Genomic DNA, 17467 nt, shown 5'->3' on the forward strand with positions numbered 1-17467 from the left:
TTTTTTCCGAATGACGCTTCCTCCTCCGACCGGCGCCCCCGCGCCGCGCCGCTGGCGCAACGCCGAGTCGCCCGTGCTGCGCGCGTTTGCACGCTCGCGTACCGTGCAACTGGCGGCCTTCGTGCTGTTGCTGGTCGCGCTGGCCTCGCTGTTCGCGCCGTGGATCGCGCGGCAAGACCCCTTCGACCCAGCCGTGCTCGACCTGATCGACGCCTTCACGCCGCCGGGGCAGCAGGGCGCTTCGGGCGCGTTCTACCCGCTGGGCGCCGACGACCAGGGGCGCGACGTGTTCTCGGCCATCCTCTACGGGCTGCGCATGTCGCTGCTGGTGGGCGTGAGCGCGGTCGGGTTGTCGTTGGCCATCGGCGTGCCGCTCGGGCTGGCGGCCGGCTATGCGGGCGGTTGGTTCGACACGCTGGTGATGCGCGTGGCCGATGTGCAGCTGACCTTTCCGGTGCTGCTGATGGCGCTCCTGATCTTCGGCATCGCGCGCGGCCTGCTGCCGGAGGGCTACCGCGACGACATGGCGGTGTACGTGATCGTGGCGGCCATCGGGCTGTCGGAGTGGGTGCAGTACGCGCGCACGGTGCGCGGCGCCGTGATGCTCGAGAAGCACAAGGACTACGTGGCCGCCGCGCAGATCATCGGCCGTTCGCGCACCGGCATCCTGGTGCGGCACATCCTGCCGAACCTGCTGGCGCCGGTGCTGGTGATTGCCACTATCAGCTTCGCGCTGGCCATCGTGGCGGAGTCGACGCTGTCGTACCTGGGCGTGGGGCTGCCGCCCACGCAGCCGTCGCTCGGTACGCTGATTCGCATCGGGCAGGGTTTCCTGTTCTCGGGCGAGTGGTGGATCCTGCTGTTTCCCGCGCTGGTGCTGCTGGCGTTGGCGCTGTCGGTCAACCTGGCGGGCGACTGGCTGCGGGACGCCCTGAACCCGAGGCTGCAATGAGCGCGCGCGACCCATCGCCATCGCCCCGCGGCGAAACGCCCGTGCTGCGCGTGCGCGGGCTGGACGTGGCCTTCGACACGCACCGGGGCACGGTGCAGGTGCTGGGCGGCGTCTCCTTCGAGATCGCGCCGGGCGAAATCCTGGGCGTGGTCGGCGAGTCGGGCGCGAGCAAGTCGATGGTCGGCGCGGCCGTCATCGGCCTGGTGCCGCCGCCGGGGCGCATCGCGGGCGGCACGGTCGAGCTGCACGGCGAGCGCATCGACACGCTGCGCGGCGAAGACATGCGCCGCGTGCGCGGGCGCCGCATCGGCAGCGTGTTCCAGGACCCGCTGACCAGCCTGAACCCGGTCTACCCGATCGGCCGGCACCTCATCGAAACCATCCGCACGCACCTGCCCGTGAGCGAGCCCGAGGCGCGCCGGCGCGCGCTGGCGCTGCTGGCCGACGTGGAGATTCCCGACCCCGAAAGCCGCATCGACCAGTACCCGCACCAGTTCTCGGGCGGCATGCGCCAGCGCGTGGCGATTGCGCTCGCACTGTGCGCCGAGCCGCAGCTGCTGATTGCCGACGAGCCCACCACCGCGCTCGACGTGTCGGTGCAGGCGCAGGTGATCCGGGTGTTCCGGCGCGTCTGCCGCGAGCGCGGCACGGCCGCGATGCTGATCACGCACGACATGGGCGTGATCGCCGAGGCGGCCGACCGCGTGATGGTGATGTACCAGGGCCGCGTGCTGGAGACCGGCCCGGTGCGCCAGGTGCTCGACCACCCGCGCGAGCCGTACACGCGCGCACTGATGGCCGCCATTCCTTCGATGCACGACAGGCTGCATCGGCTGCCGGTGCCGGAGATCGGCGCAGACATTTCCGTGGCCGCCGCGTTGCCGCCCGCGCAGGCCGAGACCGTGGTGCCGCCAGCACCGGCCGACAGCGCGCCGCTGATCCGCGTGCAGGGCCTGTCGCGTGAATTCGATCTCTCGGCCGGCTGGCTCGTGCGCACGCTCGCGCGCCAGCCGAAGAAAGTGCTGCACGCGGTCGACGGCGTGAGCTTCGACATCGCGCGCGGCCGCACCTTCGGGCTGGTCGGCGAATCGGGCTCGGGCAAGTCGACCGTGGCGCGCATGATCGCGGGCCTCACGCGGCCCACGGCCGGCACGGTGCATTTCGACGGCATCGACCGCTGGGGCGACGCCGCGCAGACGGCCGCGCTGCGCCGGCGCTTCCAGATGATCTTCCAGGACCCGCATGCCAGCCTCAACCCGCGCTGGCGCGTGGATCGGCTCATCGCCGAGCCGGTCGAGGTGCTGGGCCTGGCCGCCAGTGCCGACGAAACCGCCGAGCGCGTCGCCCAGGCGCTGCGCCGCGTGCGCATGTCGCCGGACGACGGTCGGCGCTATCCGCACCAGTTCTCGGGCGGCCAGCGCCAGCGCATCGCCATCGCGCGAGCGCTGGCCAGCCAGCCCGAGTTCATCGTCTGCGACGAACCGACCTCGTCGCTCGACGTCTCGGTGCAGGCCCAGGTGCTGAACCTCATGCGCGACCTGCAGGACGAGTTCGGCCTGACCTACCTGCTGATCAGCCACAACCTCGCGGTGATCCGCCACACGTGCGACGACGTGGGCGTGATGCAGCGCGGGCGGCTGGTGGAGCAGGGGAGCGCGGGCGAGGTGCTCGATGCGCCGAAGCACGCCTACACCCAGGCGCTGATGGCAGCGGTGCCGGACATGCGGCACGCACCGGCCGCGGCCGTGCTCACCACGGCATGAAGTGCCCTCAGGGCACGCGCTGCAGCTGTTCGCGCAGGATACGCCGGATCTCCAGGATCGCGAGCGGGTGCTCCTGCACGCTGTGCGCCGACGGAATCACCAGCTCCGACACCGCGCCGTCGAGGTGCGCGCTGGTGTAGGGCACGATGCCGTCGCTCGACTCGGCCAGCGGCAGGCCGGGCGTGTCGTTGCCGATGATCGAGTGGTAGCGCACCTTCGGGCTCAGCGGCAACCCGGACGACAGGCGCACGAAGGCATCGCGGTCGCTGAGGTTGTCGATGCTGTTGGGAATGCGCAGCGGGCCCATGTCCTGCGAACTGGGCGCCACGCGCATCAGCTCGCGCGAGATGTCGTTGAGCTGGCCCAGCATGGCCACCGGCAGCGTGATGAGGTTGGCCACCCAGCGCGAGATGCGCTTGTTGGCGAACGAGGTGCCGCGGTGCGGCGACGCGATGAAGATGGCGTCGCTGACTTGGGGCAGCGGCTCGAAGCGCAGGTAGGGCCCCAGCCCTTCCTCGATGCGGCGGCGCTGCGCGGCCGGCATGGGGTAGCCCTCGCGCAGCGCGTCCCACAGCACGTCGCCCGACGACGACACCAGCAGGCGCGAGAGCACGCCGCCCATGCTGTGGCCGATGAGCGTGACGTTGCGCGAGGCCTCGGCGCGGCCTTGCGGATCGAAGTGCGCCAGGGTCTGCGTGATGGCTTCGCGGATGGCCAGGTTGTTCAGCGGCAGCGGCGCATTCGTGGGGTAGTACACCTGCCAGATCTGGTAGCGGCGGCGCAGCGTCTCGTCGCCGAGTACTTCGTTCGCCACGTTGATCCAGGCCTCGGGGCTGCTGGCCAGGCCGTGCAGCATGACGATGGTGCGGCGCTTCGGGTCGTAGGGCTGCATCAGGTAGATGTGCGGCCGGGTCAGGCCCTCGGCGCCGCCGAACAGGCTGCGCAGCGCCTGCAGCGCGAAGTCGGAGCGGGCCAGCCACAGGCCGTAGCCCGAGGTGAAGTTGGCGGCCAGCGGAATCTCTTCGCCGGCCAGCTTGATCGTGCTGGTGCGGTAGGGGTCGAACACGGCGATGCGCAGCGTGCGCGTGGCCAGCACGTCCTGCAGGGTGGCGCCGTCGAACTGCAGCAGCGCGGTGAGGGCGGGGAAGGGCGTTTCGCTGAAGGGCGGGGCGTCTTCGTCGGCCTGGGCCGCGGTCGGACGGTCGTCGCCCGCGGCGACCAGCTCGGCGCCGAAGCCGTCGCGGCGATAGATGTTGCGCAGGCCCGAGAAGGTCAGCGAGGCGGCGGGAATCAGCTCTTTGGGCGGGGGCGCGTCGGGCGCGAGCTGCAGCGCCGACAGGTCTGCATCGATGCGCCAGCCGCTCACTTGCGGAATGGCGGCCACCGACATGTCGCTCTTGCGGTAGCGGCTGAACAGGCCGGTGATGGCGCGCTGCACCGCGTAGTTGTAGTAGTCGCGCACCTGCGTCTGCCGGTCTTCGAAGGCGCGGTCGCGCGGCTTGCGCGCTGTGTGGAAGAGGTAGGCGTAGGCGTGGCGCGCGGTTTCCAGCCAGGCCTCGATGGCTTCGGGCGCCATGGGCTGCGCGGCCGAGCCGCCGTCGCCGCCCGCCAGCGCGAGCTGCAGCCACACCTCGGACAGCGCCGACATGCGTTGCTCGTCGCTCAGGCCGGCGGAGGTGGCGAGGTTCTGGCGGCAGGCGCGGCCGTCCTTGCGGCACTGGTCGGCGTCGGAGCCGATGACGCGCAGCACCTCTTGTGCGGAACTGCTGAGCTGGCCGGTGGTGAGCACGTCGCCGCGCCGCTGCGCCAGGTAGTCGGCCGGCGAGATGGTGCCGACTGTGACGCCGGCGCAGCCGGTGAGCAGCGACAGCGCCAGCAGCAGGGCGGGGAAACCGATGCGCCTCATGGCGCCACGCCCGGCAGGCCGCTGCGGATGGCCTGCGAGAAGTTCACGCCGGGCTGCTGGTCGGCGGCGATCGCCCGGTCGGTGATGCGGCCGCCAGCGCGCAGCGCCTCCATGCTCAGCCCCGGCGTCAGGCCGCCTACGTCGTGCAGGTACTCGGGCAGGTAGCCCGAGGCCAGCAGGCGGTAGTCCATCGGCAGGCCGGGCACGACGTGCCTGGCGAGGCTGTAGACGATGGTCGTGCAGTTGGCGGTGAGCGTGTTGTAGAAGCTCGGTGCGCGCGCCAGCGCGTTGGCCTCGCCGACGTAGCCGAGGAACAGCGAACGCATCTCGGCCTGCGGCAGCTGCACACGGTACATGTAGACGTCTTCGCCGCGCACGTTGGTGCGCACGCGCAGGATGTCGTGCTCGTCGGCGGCCACGAGGCTGTTCTCGAACTGCTTGAAGAAGCCGCCCACGGACGAGAAGCTCTCGCCGCGCTCCTTGCGGATCTCGATGGAAAAAGTGACGTACTGGCCGTCGTCGAAGCCGAAGGACACCAGCGTGTGGGCGATGGCCGGGCCGGTCCAGTACGACAGCGACACGTCGACCGAGCGCAGGCGGTCCAGGTCGTAGCGGCGCGTGTCCCAGCGCACGGTGTAGTCGGTGTCGCTGCGCCAGTCGAAGTTGCGCACGTTCTCCATCGTGACCACGCTGCCCTCGACGCGCGGCTTCAGGTGGCGCGCCACGTCGTCGGCCCATTCGCGATGCTGCGAGGGCGCGATGGTGCCCCACCACTCGAGCAGCACGACGAAGCCGATGGCGTAGGCCAGCAGCGAGCGGCCGGCCTTGCCGCGCCACAGCAGCACGATCGCCGCCAGGCCGAAGAGGCCCCACAGCACCATCGCGCCGACCTTGACCGGCAGCGTCGCGGGCAGCTGATACCAGAGGGCCGCGCAGGCCCAGGCGGCCGACAGCAACACGGCAAGGCTCACCAGCAGGCGGCCGAGGGAACGCAAAAGGATTCGGAACATGAAGAAACGCGCGGGTGGAGGGCGGCCGATTCTCGTCGAGTTGCAGCCGCCGCCGTCGGGCTACAGCGGGTAGGTCACCAGCTTGAAGTCCGGGTCCTCGGGGAAGGACTTCACCGAGAAGCCCAGCCGCCGCACCAGCTTGAGCATGTCGGGGTTGCCGGCCAGCACCAGCCCGTCCATTTCCGAGAGGCCGCGGTCGCGCGCCACGTCGATGATGCTTTCCATGAGGCGCGAGCCGATGCCCTTGCCGCTGAACTCGTCGGCCACCACGAGCGAGAACTCGCAGCTGGTCTGGTCGGGGTTGGTGATGTAGCGCGACACGCCCACGATGCGCTCGCTCTCGAGGATGCTGCCGTCGGGCGCGGTGCTGCGTTCCATCACGGTGGCGACCAGCGCCATCTCGCGGTCGTAGTCGATGAGCGTGAAGCGCGACAGCATCGACGGCGGCAGCTCGTGGAAGCGCGAAACGAAGCGGAACCAGCGGCTTTCGGGCGACAGGCCCTGCACCAGCGCCTGCAGCATCTGCGCGTCGTTCGGGTGCACCGGCCGCACGACGTACGCGCCGCCACCGGGCAGCGGCCATTCGCGCCGGTAGCGCGCGGGGTACGGCATGATGGCCAGGTGCTGGTAGCCGTTGCCCACCGGGCCCGCCACGGCCTGCGTGCTGCTGTCGACCACGATGCGCGCGTCGACCGACACCGCGCCGTGCTCGTCCACGATGATGGGGTTGATGTCCATCTCGCGCAGCTCGGGCAGCTCGCACACCATTTCGGACACGCGCAGCAGCACGTCCTCGATGGCCTCCATGTTCACGGGGCTGGCGCCGCGCCACTCGCCCAGCGTCTCGGCCACGCGCGAGCGCTCGATGAGGTGGCGCGCCAGAAACTGGTTCAGCGGCGGCAGCTCCATCGCGCGGTCGTTCATGAGCTCGATCATGGTGCCGCCCGCGCCGAAGACGATCACCGGGCCGAAGGGCTGGTCGGTGACCAGGCCCACGTAGATTTCGCGCCCGCGCCGCGCGCGCACCATCTTCTGCACGGTCACGCCGTTGATGCGGGCATCGGGCGCCAGGCGCGCCACGCGCTCCATCATCTCCAGGTAGGTGTCGCGCGCGCTGGTGCCGTTCATCACGTTCAGCGCCACGCCCTCGACGTCGGACTTGTGCGAGATGTCGGGCGAGTCGATCTTCAGCGCCACCGGAAAGCCCAGCTGCGTGGCGATCATCATGGCCTCGTTGGCGCTGCGCGCGAGCAGGGTGCGCGTGATCGGGATGTGAAAGCACGACAGCAGCGACTTCGATTCCATCTCGGTCAGCACCTTGCGCCGCTCGGCCAGCACGCTCTCGATGAGCAGGCGCGCACCGTCGATGTCGGGCTTGGCCAGCGCCGACAGCGGGGGCGGCGTCTGCTGCAGCAGCTGCTGGTTCTGGTAGAAGGCCGCGATGTTGCCGAAGGCGCCCACGGCCGCCTCGGGCGTGCGAAAGCTCGGGATGGTGGCCTCGGCCAGCACGGCCCGCGCATTGCCCACCGAGGCATCGCCCATCCAGCACGACAGGAGCGGCTTGGGCATGGGGCGCGGAATGTCGGCCAGCGCGCGCGCCGTGGCGGCGGCGTCGACGCCGGCCTTGGGCGAGAAGATGGCGAGCACGCCGTCGATCTGGCTGTCGGCCGAGGCGGTGTCGATGGCGGCGCGAAAGTGCGCGGGCGTGGCGTCTTCCGACAGGTCGATGAGGTCGGTGAGCGAAGCCAACGCCGGCAGCGAGGGCTGCAGCGAGCGCTGTGCGGGGGCCGAGAGGCGGCCCAGGTCGAGCCCGATCTCGTTGATCCAGTCGGCCGCGAGCACGCCGGGGCCGCCGCCGTTGGTGACCACCGCCAGCCGCTTGCCCACCGGCCGGTAGCGCGAGGCCAGGCACTTGGCGGCCGAGAACAGCTCGACGAAGGAGCGCACCCGCACCGCGCCCGCGCGGCGCAAGGCGGCGTCGAACACATCGTCGCTGCCCACGATGGCGGCGCTGTGCGTCTGCGCGGCCTCGTTGCCGGCCGGCTTGCGGCCCGCCTTGAGCACCACCACCGGCTTGGCGTGCGAGGCCGAACGCAGCGCGCTCATGAAGCGGCGCGCATCGGCAATGCCCTCGAGGTACACGATGATGCTGTGCGTGCTCGAATCGTTGGCCAGGAAGTCGAGCACCTGCGGAATGTCGACCGAGGTGTGCGGCCCGAGCGAGACCACGCTGGAAAAGCCCACGCCGTTCTGCCGCGCCCAGTCGAGCATCGAGGCCGTGAGCGCACCCGACTGCGACACCAGCGCCAGCGGCCCGGTGCGCGCGAGCGGGCCGGCCACGCTGGCGTTCAGGTGCAGCGGCGGGCGCTGGAAGCCCAGCGAATTCGGGCCCAGCAGGTGCACGCCTTCGCGGCGCGCGATCTTGCGCCACTGCGCGGCCTGCTCGGCGGCGATGCCGGTGGAGATGACCACCGCGGCCTTGCAGCCGATGCGGCCCGCGATCTCGAGGGCGGCCGCCACGTCGTGCGGCGCCAGCGCGATCAGCGCCAGGTCGGCATGCGTCTGCGCCAGCTCTTCGAGCGTGCCCTGGGTGCGCACGTCCAGAAAGCGCAGCGTGCCGTCGAAACGGTCGGCCCGGAAGGCTTCGCGCAGCGTGCGGCCCAGGGCGGTCTGGCCTCCCGGATCGCTGGGCTGGCCGACGAAGGCCACGATCGACGCCGGGGCGAACAGGGGGGTCAGGAAATGCTTGTCCATGCCCTAGTTTGCCCGGATCGGGGCGTGCCGCAAGCACCGCGTGTACACTCGCCGGCTCATGTCGTGCCTTTCACTTTCCCCTGTTGCAGCATCCAGCGCCGCCGTTGTCGGCCGCACGATGCCGTTCGCCGCCTGCGTGCGAACGAGCGACGCAGTGAATGCACGAATGATTACCACCATGACCGCCGCGGCCCCCTGAGCACGCGCAGGGTGGCCGCTCCGGCAGCCACCTGGTGTCTCTTCTCCCGAATGAACGAAACCCAGCTGGCAGCTGGGTTTTTTTGTTTTTGTCCTGTTCGTTCGTTGTTTGGAGAAGCCCATGTACCGCGATCCCGTCTCGTCCTTCCTGCCCCAGCCCAGCCATCCTGCGGCCATTCGCCCCCTGCGCGTCGGCATGATCGGCATCGGCACCGTGGGTGCGGGCACCTTCCGCGTGCTGGCCCGCAACCAGGACCTCATCGCCGCCCGCGCCGGGCGCGGCATCGAGGTGACGGTGGTGGCGGCGCGCAACCTCGCGCGCGCCCAGGGCATCGTGGGCGAGGGCGTGGCGCTCACGGCCGACCCGATGCAGGTGGCCACCGATCCCGACGTCGACGTGGTGGTCGAGGTGGCCGGCGGCACCGGCCCGGCGCGCGACTGGGTGCTGGCGGCCATTGCGCACGGCAAGCACGTGGTCACGGCCAACAAGGCGCTGCTGGCCGTGCACGGCCCTGAGATCTTCGCCGCCGCCAGCGCGCACGGCGTGGCCGTGATGTACGAGGGCGCGGTGGCGGTGAGCATCCCCATCGTTAAAGCCTTGCGCGAAGGCCTCACGGCCAACCGCATCGAATGGGTGGCGGGCATCGTCAACGGCACCACCAACTTCATCCTGAGCAAGATGCGCGACGAGGGCCTGGACTTCGGCGACGCGCTCGCGCAGGCCCAGGCGCTGGGCTATGCCGAGGCCGACCCGGCCTTCGACATCGAGGGCGTCGACGCCGCCCACAAGACCGCGCTGCTGGCCGCCAATGCCTTCGGCATGCCGGTGCGCTTTGCCGATGCGCAGGTCGAGGGCATCACCGCGCTGCAGCGCGTGGACGTGGCCTGCGCCGAGCAGCTGGGCTTTCGCGTCAAGCTGCTGGGCGTGGCGCGCCGACGTGAAGAGGGTGTGGAACTGCGCGTGCAGCCCGCGCTGGTGCCCGCCACGCACCTGCTCGCGCAGGTGAACGGCTCGATGAACGGCATCATGGTCAAGGGCGACGCGGCGGGCGTCACGATGTACTACGGCGCGGGCGCCGGCTCGGAACAGACCGCCTCGGCCGTGATCGCCGACCTCGTCGACGTGGCGCGCCTGGACGGCACCCACGCCGGCCAGCGCGTGCCGCACACGGGCTTTCATGCGCATGCGGTGCGCGAACTGCCGGTGCTGCCGCGCGCGGCCGTGCGCAGCGCGCACTACCTGCGCGTGCCGGTGCAGGCGGCGACCGACATCGCGGCCGTGGCCGAGCTGCTGGCCGCGCAGCGGCTGCCGGTGCGGCAACTGGTGCTGGCGAACGGGCCGGCGGATGCGGCGCCGCAGGTGCTGGTGATCACCGAATCGGCGTTGCAAGGCGCGGTCGATCTCGCCTTGCACGCGTTGCAGACGAGCCCAGTGGTGCTCGGTCCGGTGATCGCACTGCACGTGGAAACCCTCGACGACTGAAGGCCTGTCACCGAACTCCCGAGGATTTTCAATCGGACTGACATGCGCCGCTGCGAGGATGGCCCGCAGTGTTCGTCGTTGTCCTTGTGAAGTCTTTTCCCGGGAGTTGTGGAACATGGCCGCCCGTTCAATCCGTCGCCGTGCCGAGCGGGCTTTCACCCTCATCGAGCTGATGGTGGTGCTGGTCATCATCGGCGTGCTCGCCGCGCTCATCGTGCCGAGCCTGATGGACCGCCCCGACCAGGCCCGCGCCACCGCGGCCCGCCAGGACGTGGCCGCGATCATGCAGGGGCTGAAGCTCTACCGCCTGGACAACGGCGCCTACCCTAGCGCCACGCAGGGCCTGCGTTCGCTCGTCGAGAAGCCGGCCACGGGCAAGGTGCCGACCAACTGGCGCACCTACCTCGAACGCCTGCCCCAGGACCCGTGGGGCAACGCCTACCAGTACCTGAACCCCGGCACGCACGGCGAGGTCGACGTGTTCTCACTGGGCGCCGATGGCGAGCCTGGCGGAGAAAAAGCCAGCGCGGACATCGGCTCCTGGTAGCGCGGGAACGGCACCGTGGGCGCGATGGCAGGGATCGGAACAGGCCGCCGGCAACGGCGCATGCGCGGCATGGCGGTGATCAGCGCCTTGCTGATCGTCGCGGTGATCGCCGCGCTGGCAGCCGCGCTGCTCGGGCGGCAGTCGGCCTTCATCCGCACCACGCAGGGCGAGCAGTCGCGCGTACAGGCGCGCTGGCTGCTGCGCGGGGAACTGGGCGCGGCGCAGCGGCTGCTGCGCGCCGAGGCCGTGCGCGAGCCGACCACGCGCCTGGACGGCCTGTGGACCCGGCCGTTCGCCGGGCCCGTGGCGGGGCAGGTGGCCGCCGAGGGCGCGCGGCTGCTCAGCGAGATCAGCGACGAGCAGAGCAAATTCAACCTGCGCAACCTCGTGGACCGGGGCCGCATCGACCCGGCCGAAGCGGCCGTGTTCCAAAGGCTTTGCACGATGACGGGCGTCTCGCAGGCCCAGGCGCAGGCGCTCATGCGGCGCGTGGTCGGCAGCATCGCCGACCCCGAGGGCGAAGCCGCGCAGACGATGCCCGATGCGGCGGCCGACACCATGGCCGCGACGCTGGGCCTGCCGCCCGAGTTGCCGCGCGCCCCGCAGGCCCCGCGCCCGCGCGTGCTGGAAGACCTGCTGGCCGTGCCCGGCGTCGATGCCGGCGTGATCGCGCGGCTCGCGCCTTTCGTCACGCTGCTGCCGGCGCGTACCTGGATCAACGCGAACACGGCCAGCGCCGAGCTGCTCGCGGCCGGCGTGCCCGGCTTGGCGCTGGACAAGGCGCGCGCACTGCTCGCCGCGCGCGACCGCGGCCAGTGGTTCATCAACCGCGGCGACTTTGCGAACCGGCTCCAGATGCCCGCGCTCGACGAGCGTGACGTGCGCATCGGCATCGACAGCAACTGGTTCCGCGTGGCCAGCGTGCTCGACACGCCGCGCACGAAGTTCGTGCAGGTCGCGCTGCTGCAGGACGACAAAAAAAGCGTGCCGCGCGTGGTCTGGCTGCGGGAGGGCGTGTGAGCGCGCTGAAGGTCGATCGCCTGCGCCTGCAGCTGCCGCCCTGGCCGGGCGAGGGCGAAGCCGATCCCATGGACGCCGAGGTGCACTGCGGCTGGCGCACCGTCGACGGCCGGTGGCACGACGGCGGCGCGCTCGCGCTGGGGGCTGTGGCCGACCGCTTCGAGGCGCGCCATCTCGAGGTCGCGCTGGCACCGGGCGAGGTGGCGCTGGCGAGCTTCGCGCTGCCGCCGCTGACCGGGCGGCACCTGCATGCGGCAGTGCTCGGGGCCATCGAGCCCTGCGCGCTGCAACCGATCGACGCGCTGGCGGTGGGCATCGGCCCGCGCGGGGCCGACGGCACGGTGCCGGCCGCCTGGATTGCGCGCGACGCGATGGTGCGCTGGCTGGCGCTGCTGCGGCGGCACGGCATGGCGCCGCGCGCGCTGTGCCTGCCGACCGCCTTCCTGCCGATGCCCACCCAGGGCTGGACAGGCCTGCAGCTGGACCGCTGGCTCGTGGTGCGCACCGGCGCCGGCGCGGGCTTCATGCAGGCGCTGCCGCACGGCGCGGACCGCGACGCCGCGCTGGCGGCGCACGTGACGACCGGCGAGGCGGCGCGGCCGGTCGTGCACTGGACGGCGCAGGAGGAGGGCGACCCGGCGCGCTGGTCGGGCGAGGGCTGGCGCTGGGCGCTGTCCGCAAGCGACCCCGCGCAGGCGCACGCGGGCGTGGCGGCGCTGCTGCGGCCGGCGGCCTTGTGGGGCTGCATGGCCGCGCTCGTGTGGACAGCCGGCCTCCAGGTGCATGCCCACCGGCTGGCGACGCAGGGCCAGGCCCTGAAGCGGGAGATGGCCGCGCGGGTCAAGGCCGCGTTTCCCGAGCTGCCCGTGGTCGTCAACCCGGTGCAGCAGGCGCGCCAGCAGAAGGAGGCGCGGGCGGGCCAGGCACCGCAGGCCGCGGTCGGCGGCGACTACGCGGCGCTGTCGCGCGCGGCGGTGGGCTTGCTCGCGCAGCTGCCGGCCGGGCAGGTACAGGCGCTGCACTACACGGCGGGCGAGCTGCGCATCCACTGGCGCGAGGGCGCGGCGCCGAACACCGAAGCGCTGCGCGTGCTGCAGGCGCAGGCGCGCGAGCGAAGCTTGTCCGCCGACCCGGAGGCCGGCGCACTGCGCATCACGCCGGCCGCGGCCCGCGCAGAGAAGGACACCCCGTGAACCTGTCCCGAAGGGGGGGCGTCCTCCTCGACCCCGCGCGGCAGATGGCACGCGAAGCGATCGGGCGCTGGCGTGGGCTTCCCGCAAGCGACCGGCTCGGCGCGGGCGTTGCGCTGCTGATCGTGGTCCTGGCGATCCTGTGGCTGGGCCTGGCCCGTCCCGCGCTCGACACCGCCGCCCGCTGGCAGCGCGACCTGCCGAAGCTGCGGGCCCAGTCCGCCGAGCTCGACGCGCTGCTGGCCGACGTGCCCGGCGCGCACGCCACGCCCGATACGGCACAGGGCGGCATCGACGCCGCCCTCGACCGCGCCGGCCTGCGCGGGCGTTACCGCCTGCACGACGCCGTGGCCGACGCGCCGCCCGCAGCCGGGAGCCCGGCGCAGCCCGCCCGCGCATGGCGCGTCGAATTCCCGGAGCCCGTGCCGGCCGCGCAGGTGTTCGCCTGGCTCGTGGCGGTTTCGGCGCGCCGCGACCTCGAGGTCACGCGGGCGCAGCTGGAGCGCATCGACAGTCCCGACGACGACAGCGAGGGCACGCCGCAGGGCCGCGTGCGCGGCGCGGTGGCGCTGCAGTCCACACAACTCACCAAGGATGGCCAGTGACACGAGATCGAAACGGCGCGGCCCTGCGCCGATGGACGGCGGCATGCTGCCTGGGTGTGTTCGCGATCGCCGCCAGCGCCGCGACCCCATCGCCGCCTGCCAAGACCGCGCCGCGTGCCGGTGCCGAAGAGCGCGTGGTGCTGAACTTCGTCGATGCCGACATCACCTCGGTGGTCTCGGCATTGGCGCGGTTCCTGGGTCGCAACTTCCTGTTCGATCCGCGCGTGAAGGGGCAGATCACGCTGGTCTCCGAAGGCGAGGTGCCGGCCGCCACCGCCTACGGCATGCTGGCTTCGGCGCTGCGCATGCGCGGCTTCGCGATCGTCGACGTGGGCGAGGTGAGCCGCGTCGTGCCCGTGGCCGACGCCAAGCAGCAGGGCGGATCGGTCAACGCACGCAGCCCCGGGGGCGGGCTCGCGACGCGCACCTTCCGGCTCAACTACGAGAACGCCGAGGCGATGGTGCCGGTGCTCAAGCCGCTGGTCGCAGCCGAGAACAGCATCGCGGCCTACGCCGCCAACAACACGCTCGTCGTCACCGACTACATCGACAACCTCGAGCGGCTGGCACGCATCATCGAGAGCATCGACACGCCCACCGCGCTCGACGCCCAGCTGGTCAAGCTGCGCCACGGCATCGCGACCGACATCGCCGCGCTGGCCACCGAGCTGCTCGAAGGCAGCGGCGAAAAAGGCCGGCGCGACATCGTGGTGCTGGCCGATCCGCGCTCCAACAGCATCGTGATCCGCTCCAGCAGCCCGGGCCGCACGGCGCTGGCACGCGAACTCATCGGCAAGCTCGAGAGCGCGCAGGGCGACCCGGGCAACCTGCATGTGGTCTACCTGCGCAACGCGCAGGCGGTGCACCTGGCGAACGTGCTGCGCGGGCTGCTCACCGGCGAATCGGGCGACCAGAGCGCCACGGGTGGCGGCGGCAGCTCGGTGCGCGCGGCGCTGGGCGCGGGCGGCATGCTCGGCGGGGCGGGGGCGGCGAATGGCGGCGCAGCGAATGGTGCATCGGCCACCGGCAGCCAGCCCGCGACCGGCGGAGCCACGGGAAGCACCGCGGGAAAATTCGGCGGCCTGCGCGGCACGGCCGGCGGTGCCAACGGCCCCGCGCAGGGCACGGCAGGCGGCACCGGCAGTGCGTCCACCGCGTTCTCCAGCGGCGGTGTCACGGTGCAGGCCGACGCCACCACCAACACGCTCATCATCGCGGCGCCCGATCCGATGTACCGCAGCCTGCGCAGCGTGATCGACCTGCTCGACCAGCGGCGCGCGCAGGTGCTGGTCGAAAGCCTGATCGTCGAGGTCACCGAGCGCGACGCGGCCGAGCTGGGCATCCAGTGGATGGCCGGCGGCAATAACGGCCGCGTGCGCGGCGGCACCAACTTCGGCGGCGCGGGCCTCAACGCCAACGCGCGCACCACCATCGACGCCATGCCGCGCGGCCTGAACATCGGCGTGGTCGACGGCACCATCAACCTGCCGGGCGTGGGCGAGGTGCTCAACCTGAAGGTGCTGGCGCGCGCGCTGCAGGCCAAGGACGGCGCCAACATCCTCTCGACGCCGAACATCCTCACGCTGGACAACGAACCGGCCTCGATCATGGTCGGCAAGACCGTGCCTTTCGTGAGCGGCCAGTACATCACCAACGGCAACAGCAGCACCAACCCGTTCCAGACCATCCAGCGCGAGGACATCGGCCTGAAGCTCAACATCCGGCCGCAGATTTCCGAGGGCGGCACGGTCAAGCTCGACATCTACCAGGAGGTGTCCAGCATCGACGAGCAGACCTCGGGCGCGGCCGGCATCGTCACCAACAAGCGCGCGCTCGATACGAGCATCCTCGTGGACGACGGCCAGATCATGGTGCTGGGCGGGCTGATGGAAGACAGCGTCGCCAACGGCACCGAGGCCGTGCCCGGCCTGGGCTCGCTGCCGGTGCTGGGCAACCTGTTTCGCTACGACAAGCGCCAGCGCGTCAAGACCAACCTCATGGTGTTCCTGCGGCCCTACGTGATCCGCGACGCCAACGCCAGCCGCGGCCTCACGCTCGACCGCTACAACTTCATGCGCTTGCAGCAGGGCCGCGCGCGCCCGATGGCGCACGGCCTGCTGCCCGACAGCGGCGCGCCCGTGCTGCCACCCGCCGACCTGCCCAGCCTGCGGCAAGCGCCCGAGGTCGACCTGCGCCCCCAGAGCTGGGAGCACACACGCGACCAGCCGCCGCCGCCCACCGCCACGGCCAGTGCGGTGCGCCAGGCACCTGCCGCGGCGCCGCCGCCACCACCGACGCAGCGCTCGCGGCTGCCGACGGGCGTGACGGTCGAGTCCGACCCGGCCGCGCTGTACGGCGGCGCCAACGACAAGGTCACCGTGGTGCAGTTCGCCGACACGAAGACCGAGCAGGAGGCGCTGCGCATCGTGCAGCGCGTGCGCGTGAGCGGCATCGGCGCCTACATCGTCGGCGGCCCGGGCGGGGAGGGCGCGATGGTGCGCGTGGACGTGCCGCGCGAGCCGCAGGCCGTCGACAACGCGGTCGCCGTATTGCGCGAGCTGGGCTACCGGCCCGAACGGGTGGTGACGCCATGAACACGGCCCGCGCCGACATCGCCTTGCCCCAGGCCTGGGCCCGCAGCCAGCGCGTCGCGGTGCAGCGCGACGGCGAGGCGGCCTTCCTGGCGGTCAGCCCGCGCACGCCCGGCTGGGCCGTGGTCGAGGCGCGCCGGCTGCTGGGCGCGCTGCCGCTGCGGCAGGTGGGCGACGACGACATGGAGCGCCTGCTCGCCGAGCGCCAGGCCGAATCCGGCGACGCCGCCTCGGTGGTCGGCGCGGTGGAGCAGCAGGTCGACCTGGCGCGGCTGATGCAGGACATCCCGGCCGTCACCGACCTGCTCGACGCGCAGGACGACGCGCCCGTCATCCGCATGATCAACGCGCTGCTCACGCAGGCCGCGCGCGACGGCGCGAGCGACGTGCACCTCGAATCCTTCGAGACCCATTCGGTGGTGCGCTTCCGTGTCGACGGCACGCTGCGCGACGTGGTGACGCCGCGCCGGGCGCTGCATGCGGCGCTGATCTCGCGCATCAAGATCATGTCGCAGCTCGACATCGCCGAAAAGCGCCTGCCGCAGGACGGGCGCATCACGCTGCGCGTGGGCGGGCGGCCGATCGACGTGCGCGTGTCGACCGTGCCCACGGCGCACGGCGAGCGCGCCGTGCTGCGGTTGCTCGAGAAAGACGCCGGCCGGCTGCGGCTCGAACGGCTGGGCATGGCGCCCGACACGCTGGCCGAGCTCACGCGGCTGGTGCGCCAGCCGCACGGCATCGTGCTGGTCACCGGCCCCACGGGCAGCGGCAAGACCACCACGCTGTACGCCGCGCTGGGCCAGCTCGACCTGGGCACCAGCAACATCCTCACGGTGGAAGACCCGGTGGAGTACGACCTGCCCGGCATCGGCCAGATTCCGGTGCACGCCAAGATCGGCATGACCTTCGGCGCGGCCCTGCGCGCCGCGCTGCGGCAGGACCCCGACAACCTCATGATCGGCGAGATCCGCGACCTGGAAACCGCGCAGATCGCCGTGCAGTCCTCGCTCACGGGCCACGGCGTGCTGGCCTCGCTGCACACCAACGACGCGGTGTCGGCCGTCACGCGCATGGCCGACATGGGCATCGAGCCCTTCCTGCTGTCGTCTTCGCTGCTGGGCGTGCTGGCGCAGCGGCTGGTGCGCTGCCTGTGCCCGGCCTGCAAGGCGCCACGCGTGCAGGACGACGGCCGCACGATCTACGTGCCGGTGGGCTGCGCGGCCTGCGGCCATTCGGGCTTCAAGGGGCGCACGGGCATCCACGAACTCTTCGTGGTGCACGACGACATCCGCCGCCTGATCCACGAAGGCGGCGACGAGCAGGCCATGCGCGCCGCCGCCGTGCGCCACGGCATGCGCTCGATGCGCGAGGACGGCCAGCGCTGGGTGCGCGAGGGCGTGACCACCGCCGAGGAAATCCTGCGCGTCACGCGCGACGCCTGATCACCC

At 71.8% G+C, this 17467-nt stretch carries 12 protein-coding genes; 9 read left to right on the plus strand and 3 right to left on the minus strand.

The window, feature by feature from the left end:
* The first annotated feature begins 10 nt into the window (after positions 1–10).
* Both AC07O4_RS14035 and AC07O4_RS14040 read left to right on the plus strand, forming a co-directional pair.
* Positions 11–952 carry an ABC transporter permease gene (locus tag AC07O4_RS14035; protein ID WP_495304847.1) on the plus strand — a complete coding sequence of 314 codons (942 nt, stop codon included), beginning with the start codon at positions 11–13 and terminating at the stop codon, positions 950–952.
* Positions 949–2715, plus strand: a complete 1767-nt coding sequence (locus AC07O4_RS14040; protein WP_495304848.1) for a dipeptide ABC transporter ATP-binding protein — start codon at positions 949–951, stop codon at positions 2713–2715. Before AC07O4_RS14035 ends, AC07O4_RS14040 begins: the two co-directional genes overlap by 4 nt.
* A gap of 7 nt (positions 2716–2722) precedes the next feature.
* Here the strand turns inward: AC07O4_RS14040 and AC07O4_RS14045 are convergent, their stop codons facing one another.
* From AC07O4_RS14045 to AC07O4_RS14055, 3 genes are read right to left on the minus strand one after another with little or no spacing between them, the layout of a single operon-like run.
* Positions 2723–4621, minus strand: coding sequence for an esterase/lipase family protein (locus tag AC07O4_RS14045; protein ID WP_495304849.1), 1899 nt, complete (start codon positions 4619–4621; stop codon positions 2723–2725).
* Complete coding sequence (locus tag AC07O4_RS14050; RefSeq protein ID WP_495304850.1) at positions 4618–5631, minus strand: Lnb N-terminal periplasmic domain-containing protein; 1014 nt, start codon at positions 5629–5631, stop codon at positions 4618–4620. Before AC07O4_RS14050 ends, AC07O4_RS14045 begins: the two co-directional genes overlap by 4 nt.
* Before the next feature lie 60 nt (positions 5632–5691).
* Positions 5692–8385 carry a bifunctional acetate--CoA ligase family protein/GNAT family N-acetyltransferase gene (locus AC07O4_RS14055; protein WP_447743951.1) on the minus strand — a complete coding sequence of 898 codons (2694 nt, stop codon included), beginning with the start codon at positions 8383–8385 and terminating at the stop codon, positions 5692–5694.
* Between the two features lie 319 nt (positions 8386–8704).
* On the opposite strand from AC07O4_RS14055, the gene AC07O4_RS14060 reads away from it, so the two are divergent.
* From AC07O4_RS14060 to gspE, 7 genes are all read left to right on the plus strand, one after another.
* Positions 8705–10066, plus strand: coding sequence for a homoserine dehydrogenase (locus AC07O4_RS14060; protein WP_495304851.1), 1362 nt, complete (start codon positions 8705–8707; stop codon positions 10064–10066).
* 115 nt (positions 10067–10181) lie between these two features.
* Entirely contained in the window at positions 10182–10613 is a 432-nt protein-coding gene (gene gspG / locus AC07O4_RS14065; RefSeq protein ID WP_495304852.1) for a type II secretion system major pseudopilin GspG, read from the plus strand.
* Positions 10614–10682: 69 nt separating this feature from the next.
* Positions 10683–11633, plus strand: coding sequence for a type II secretion system minor pseudopilin GspK (gene gspK / locus AC07O4_RS14070; RefSeq protein WP_495304853.1), 951 nt, complete (start codon positions 10683–10685; stop codon positions 11631–11633).
* A complete protein-coding gene (gene gspL, locus AC07O4_RS14075) occupies positions 11630–12826 on the plus strand; it encodes a type II secretion system protein GspL (RefSeq protein ID WP_495304854.1) in 1197 nt (398 codons plus the stop codon). Before gspK ends, gspL begins: the two co-directional genes overlap by 4 nt.
* On the plus strand, positions 12823–13428 hold the full coding sequence (locus AC07O4_RS14080) for a type II secretion system protein M (RefSeq protein ID WP_495304855.1): 606 nt from the start codon (positions 12823–12825) through the stop codon (positions 13426–13428). The genes gspL and AC07O4_RS14080 overlap by 4 nt, the downstream gene beginning before the upstream one ends.
* On the plus strand, positions 13425–16022 hold the full coding sequence (gene gspD / locus AC07O4_RS14085; RefSeq protein WP_495304856.1) for a type II secretion system secretin GspD: 2598 nt from the start codon (positions 13425–13427) through the stop codon (positions 16020–16022). The genes AC07O4_RS14080 and gspD overlap by 4 nt, the downstream gene beginning before the upstream one ends.
* Entirely contained in the window at positions 16019–17461 is a 1443-nt protein-coding gene (gene gspE / locus AC07O4_RS14090; protein WP_495304857.1) for a type II secretion system ATPase GspE, read from the plus strand. The genes gspD and gspE overlap by 4 nt, the downstream gene beginning before the upstream one ends.
* The last annotated feature ends 6 nt before the right edge of the window (positions 17462–17467 follow it).

The organism is Variovorax sp. GW821-FHT09D04 (genome assembly GCF_059416405.1).

What these genes read in the sequence shown, in the direction of transcription:
- AC07O4_RS14035 (WP_495304847.1), top strand. Translation starts at nt 11, where the DNA reads ATGACGCTTCCTCCTCCGACCGGCGCCCCCGCGCCGCGCCGCTGGCGC.
- AC07O4_RS14040 (WP_495304848.1), top strand. Translation starts at nt 949, where the DNA reads ATGAGCGCGCGCGACCCATCGCCATCGCCCCGCGGCGAAACGCCCGTG.
- AC07O4_RS14045 (WP_495304849.1), bottom strand. Translation starts at nt 4,621, where the DNA reads ATGAGGCGCATCGGTTTCCCCGCCCTGCTGCTGGCGCTGTCGCTGCTC.
- AC07O4_RS14050 (WP_495304850.1), bottom strand. Translation starts at nt 5,631, where the DNA reads ATGTTCCGAATCCTTTTGCGTTCCCTCGGCCGCCTGCTGGTGAGCCTT.
- AC07O4_RS14055 (WP_447743951.1), bottom strand. Translation starts at nt 8,385, where the DNA reads ATGGACAAGCATTTCCTGACCCCCCTGTTCGCCCCGGCGTCGATCGTG.
- AC07O4_RS14060 (WP_495304851.1), top strand. Translation starts at nt 8,705, where the DNA reads ATGTACCGCGATCCCGTCTCGTCCTTCCTGCCCCAGCCCAGCCATCCT.
- gspG (WP_495304852.1), top strand. Translation starts at nt 10,182, where the DNA reads ATGGCCGCCCGTTCAATCCGTCGCCGTGCCGAGCGGGCTTTCACCCTC.
- gspK (WP_495304853.1), top strand. Translation starts at nt 10,683, where the DNA reads ATGGCGGTGATCAGCGCCTTGCTGATCGTCGCGGTGATCGCCGCGCTG.
- gspE (WP_495304857.1), top strand. Translation starts at nt 16,019, where the DNA reads ATGAACACGGCCCGCGCCGACATCGCCTTGCCCCAGGCCTGGGCCCGC.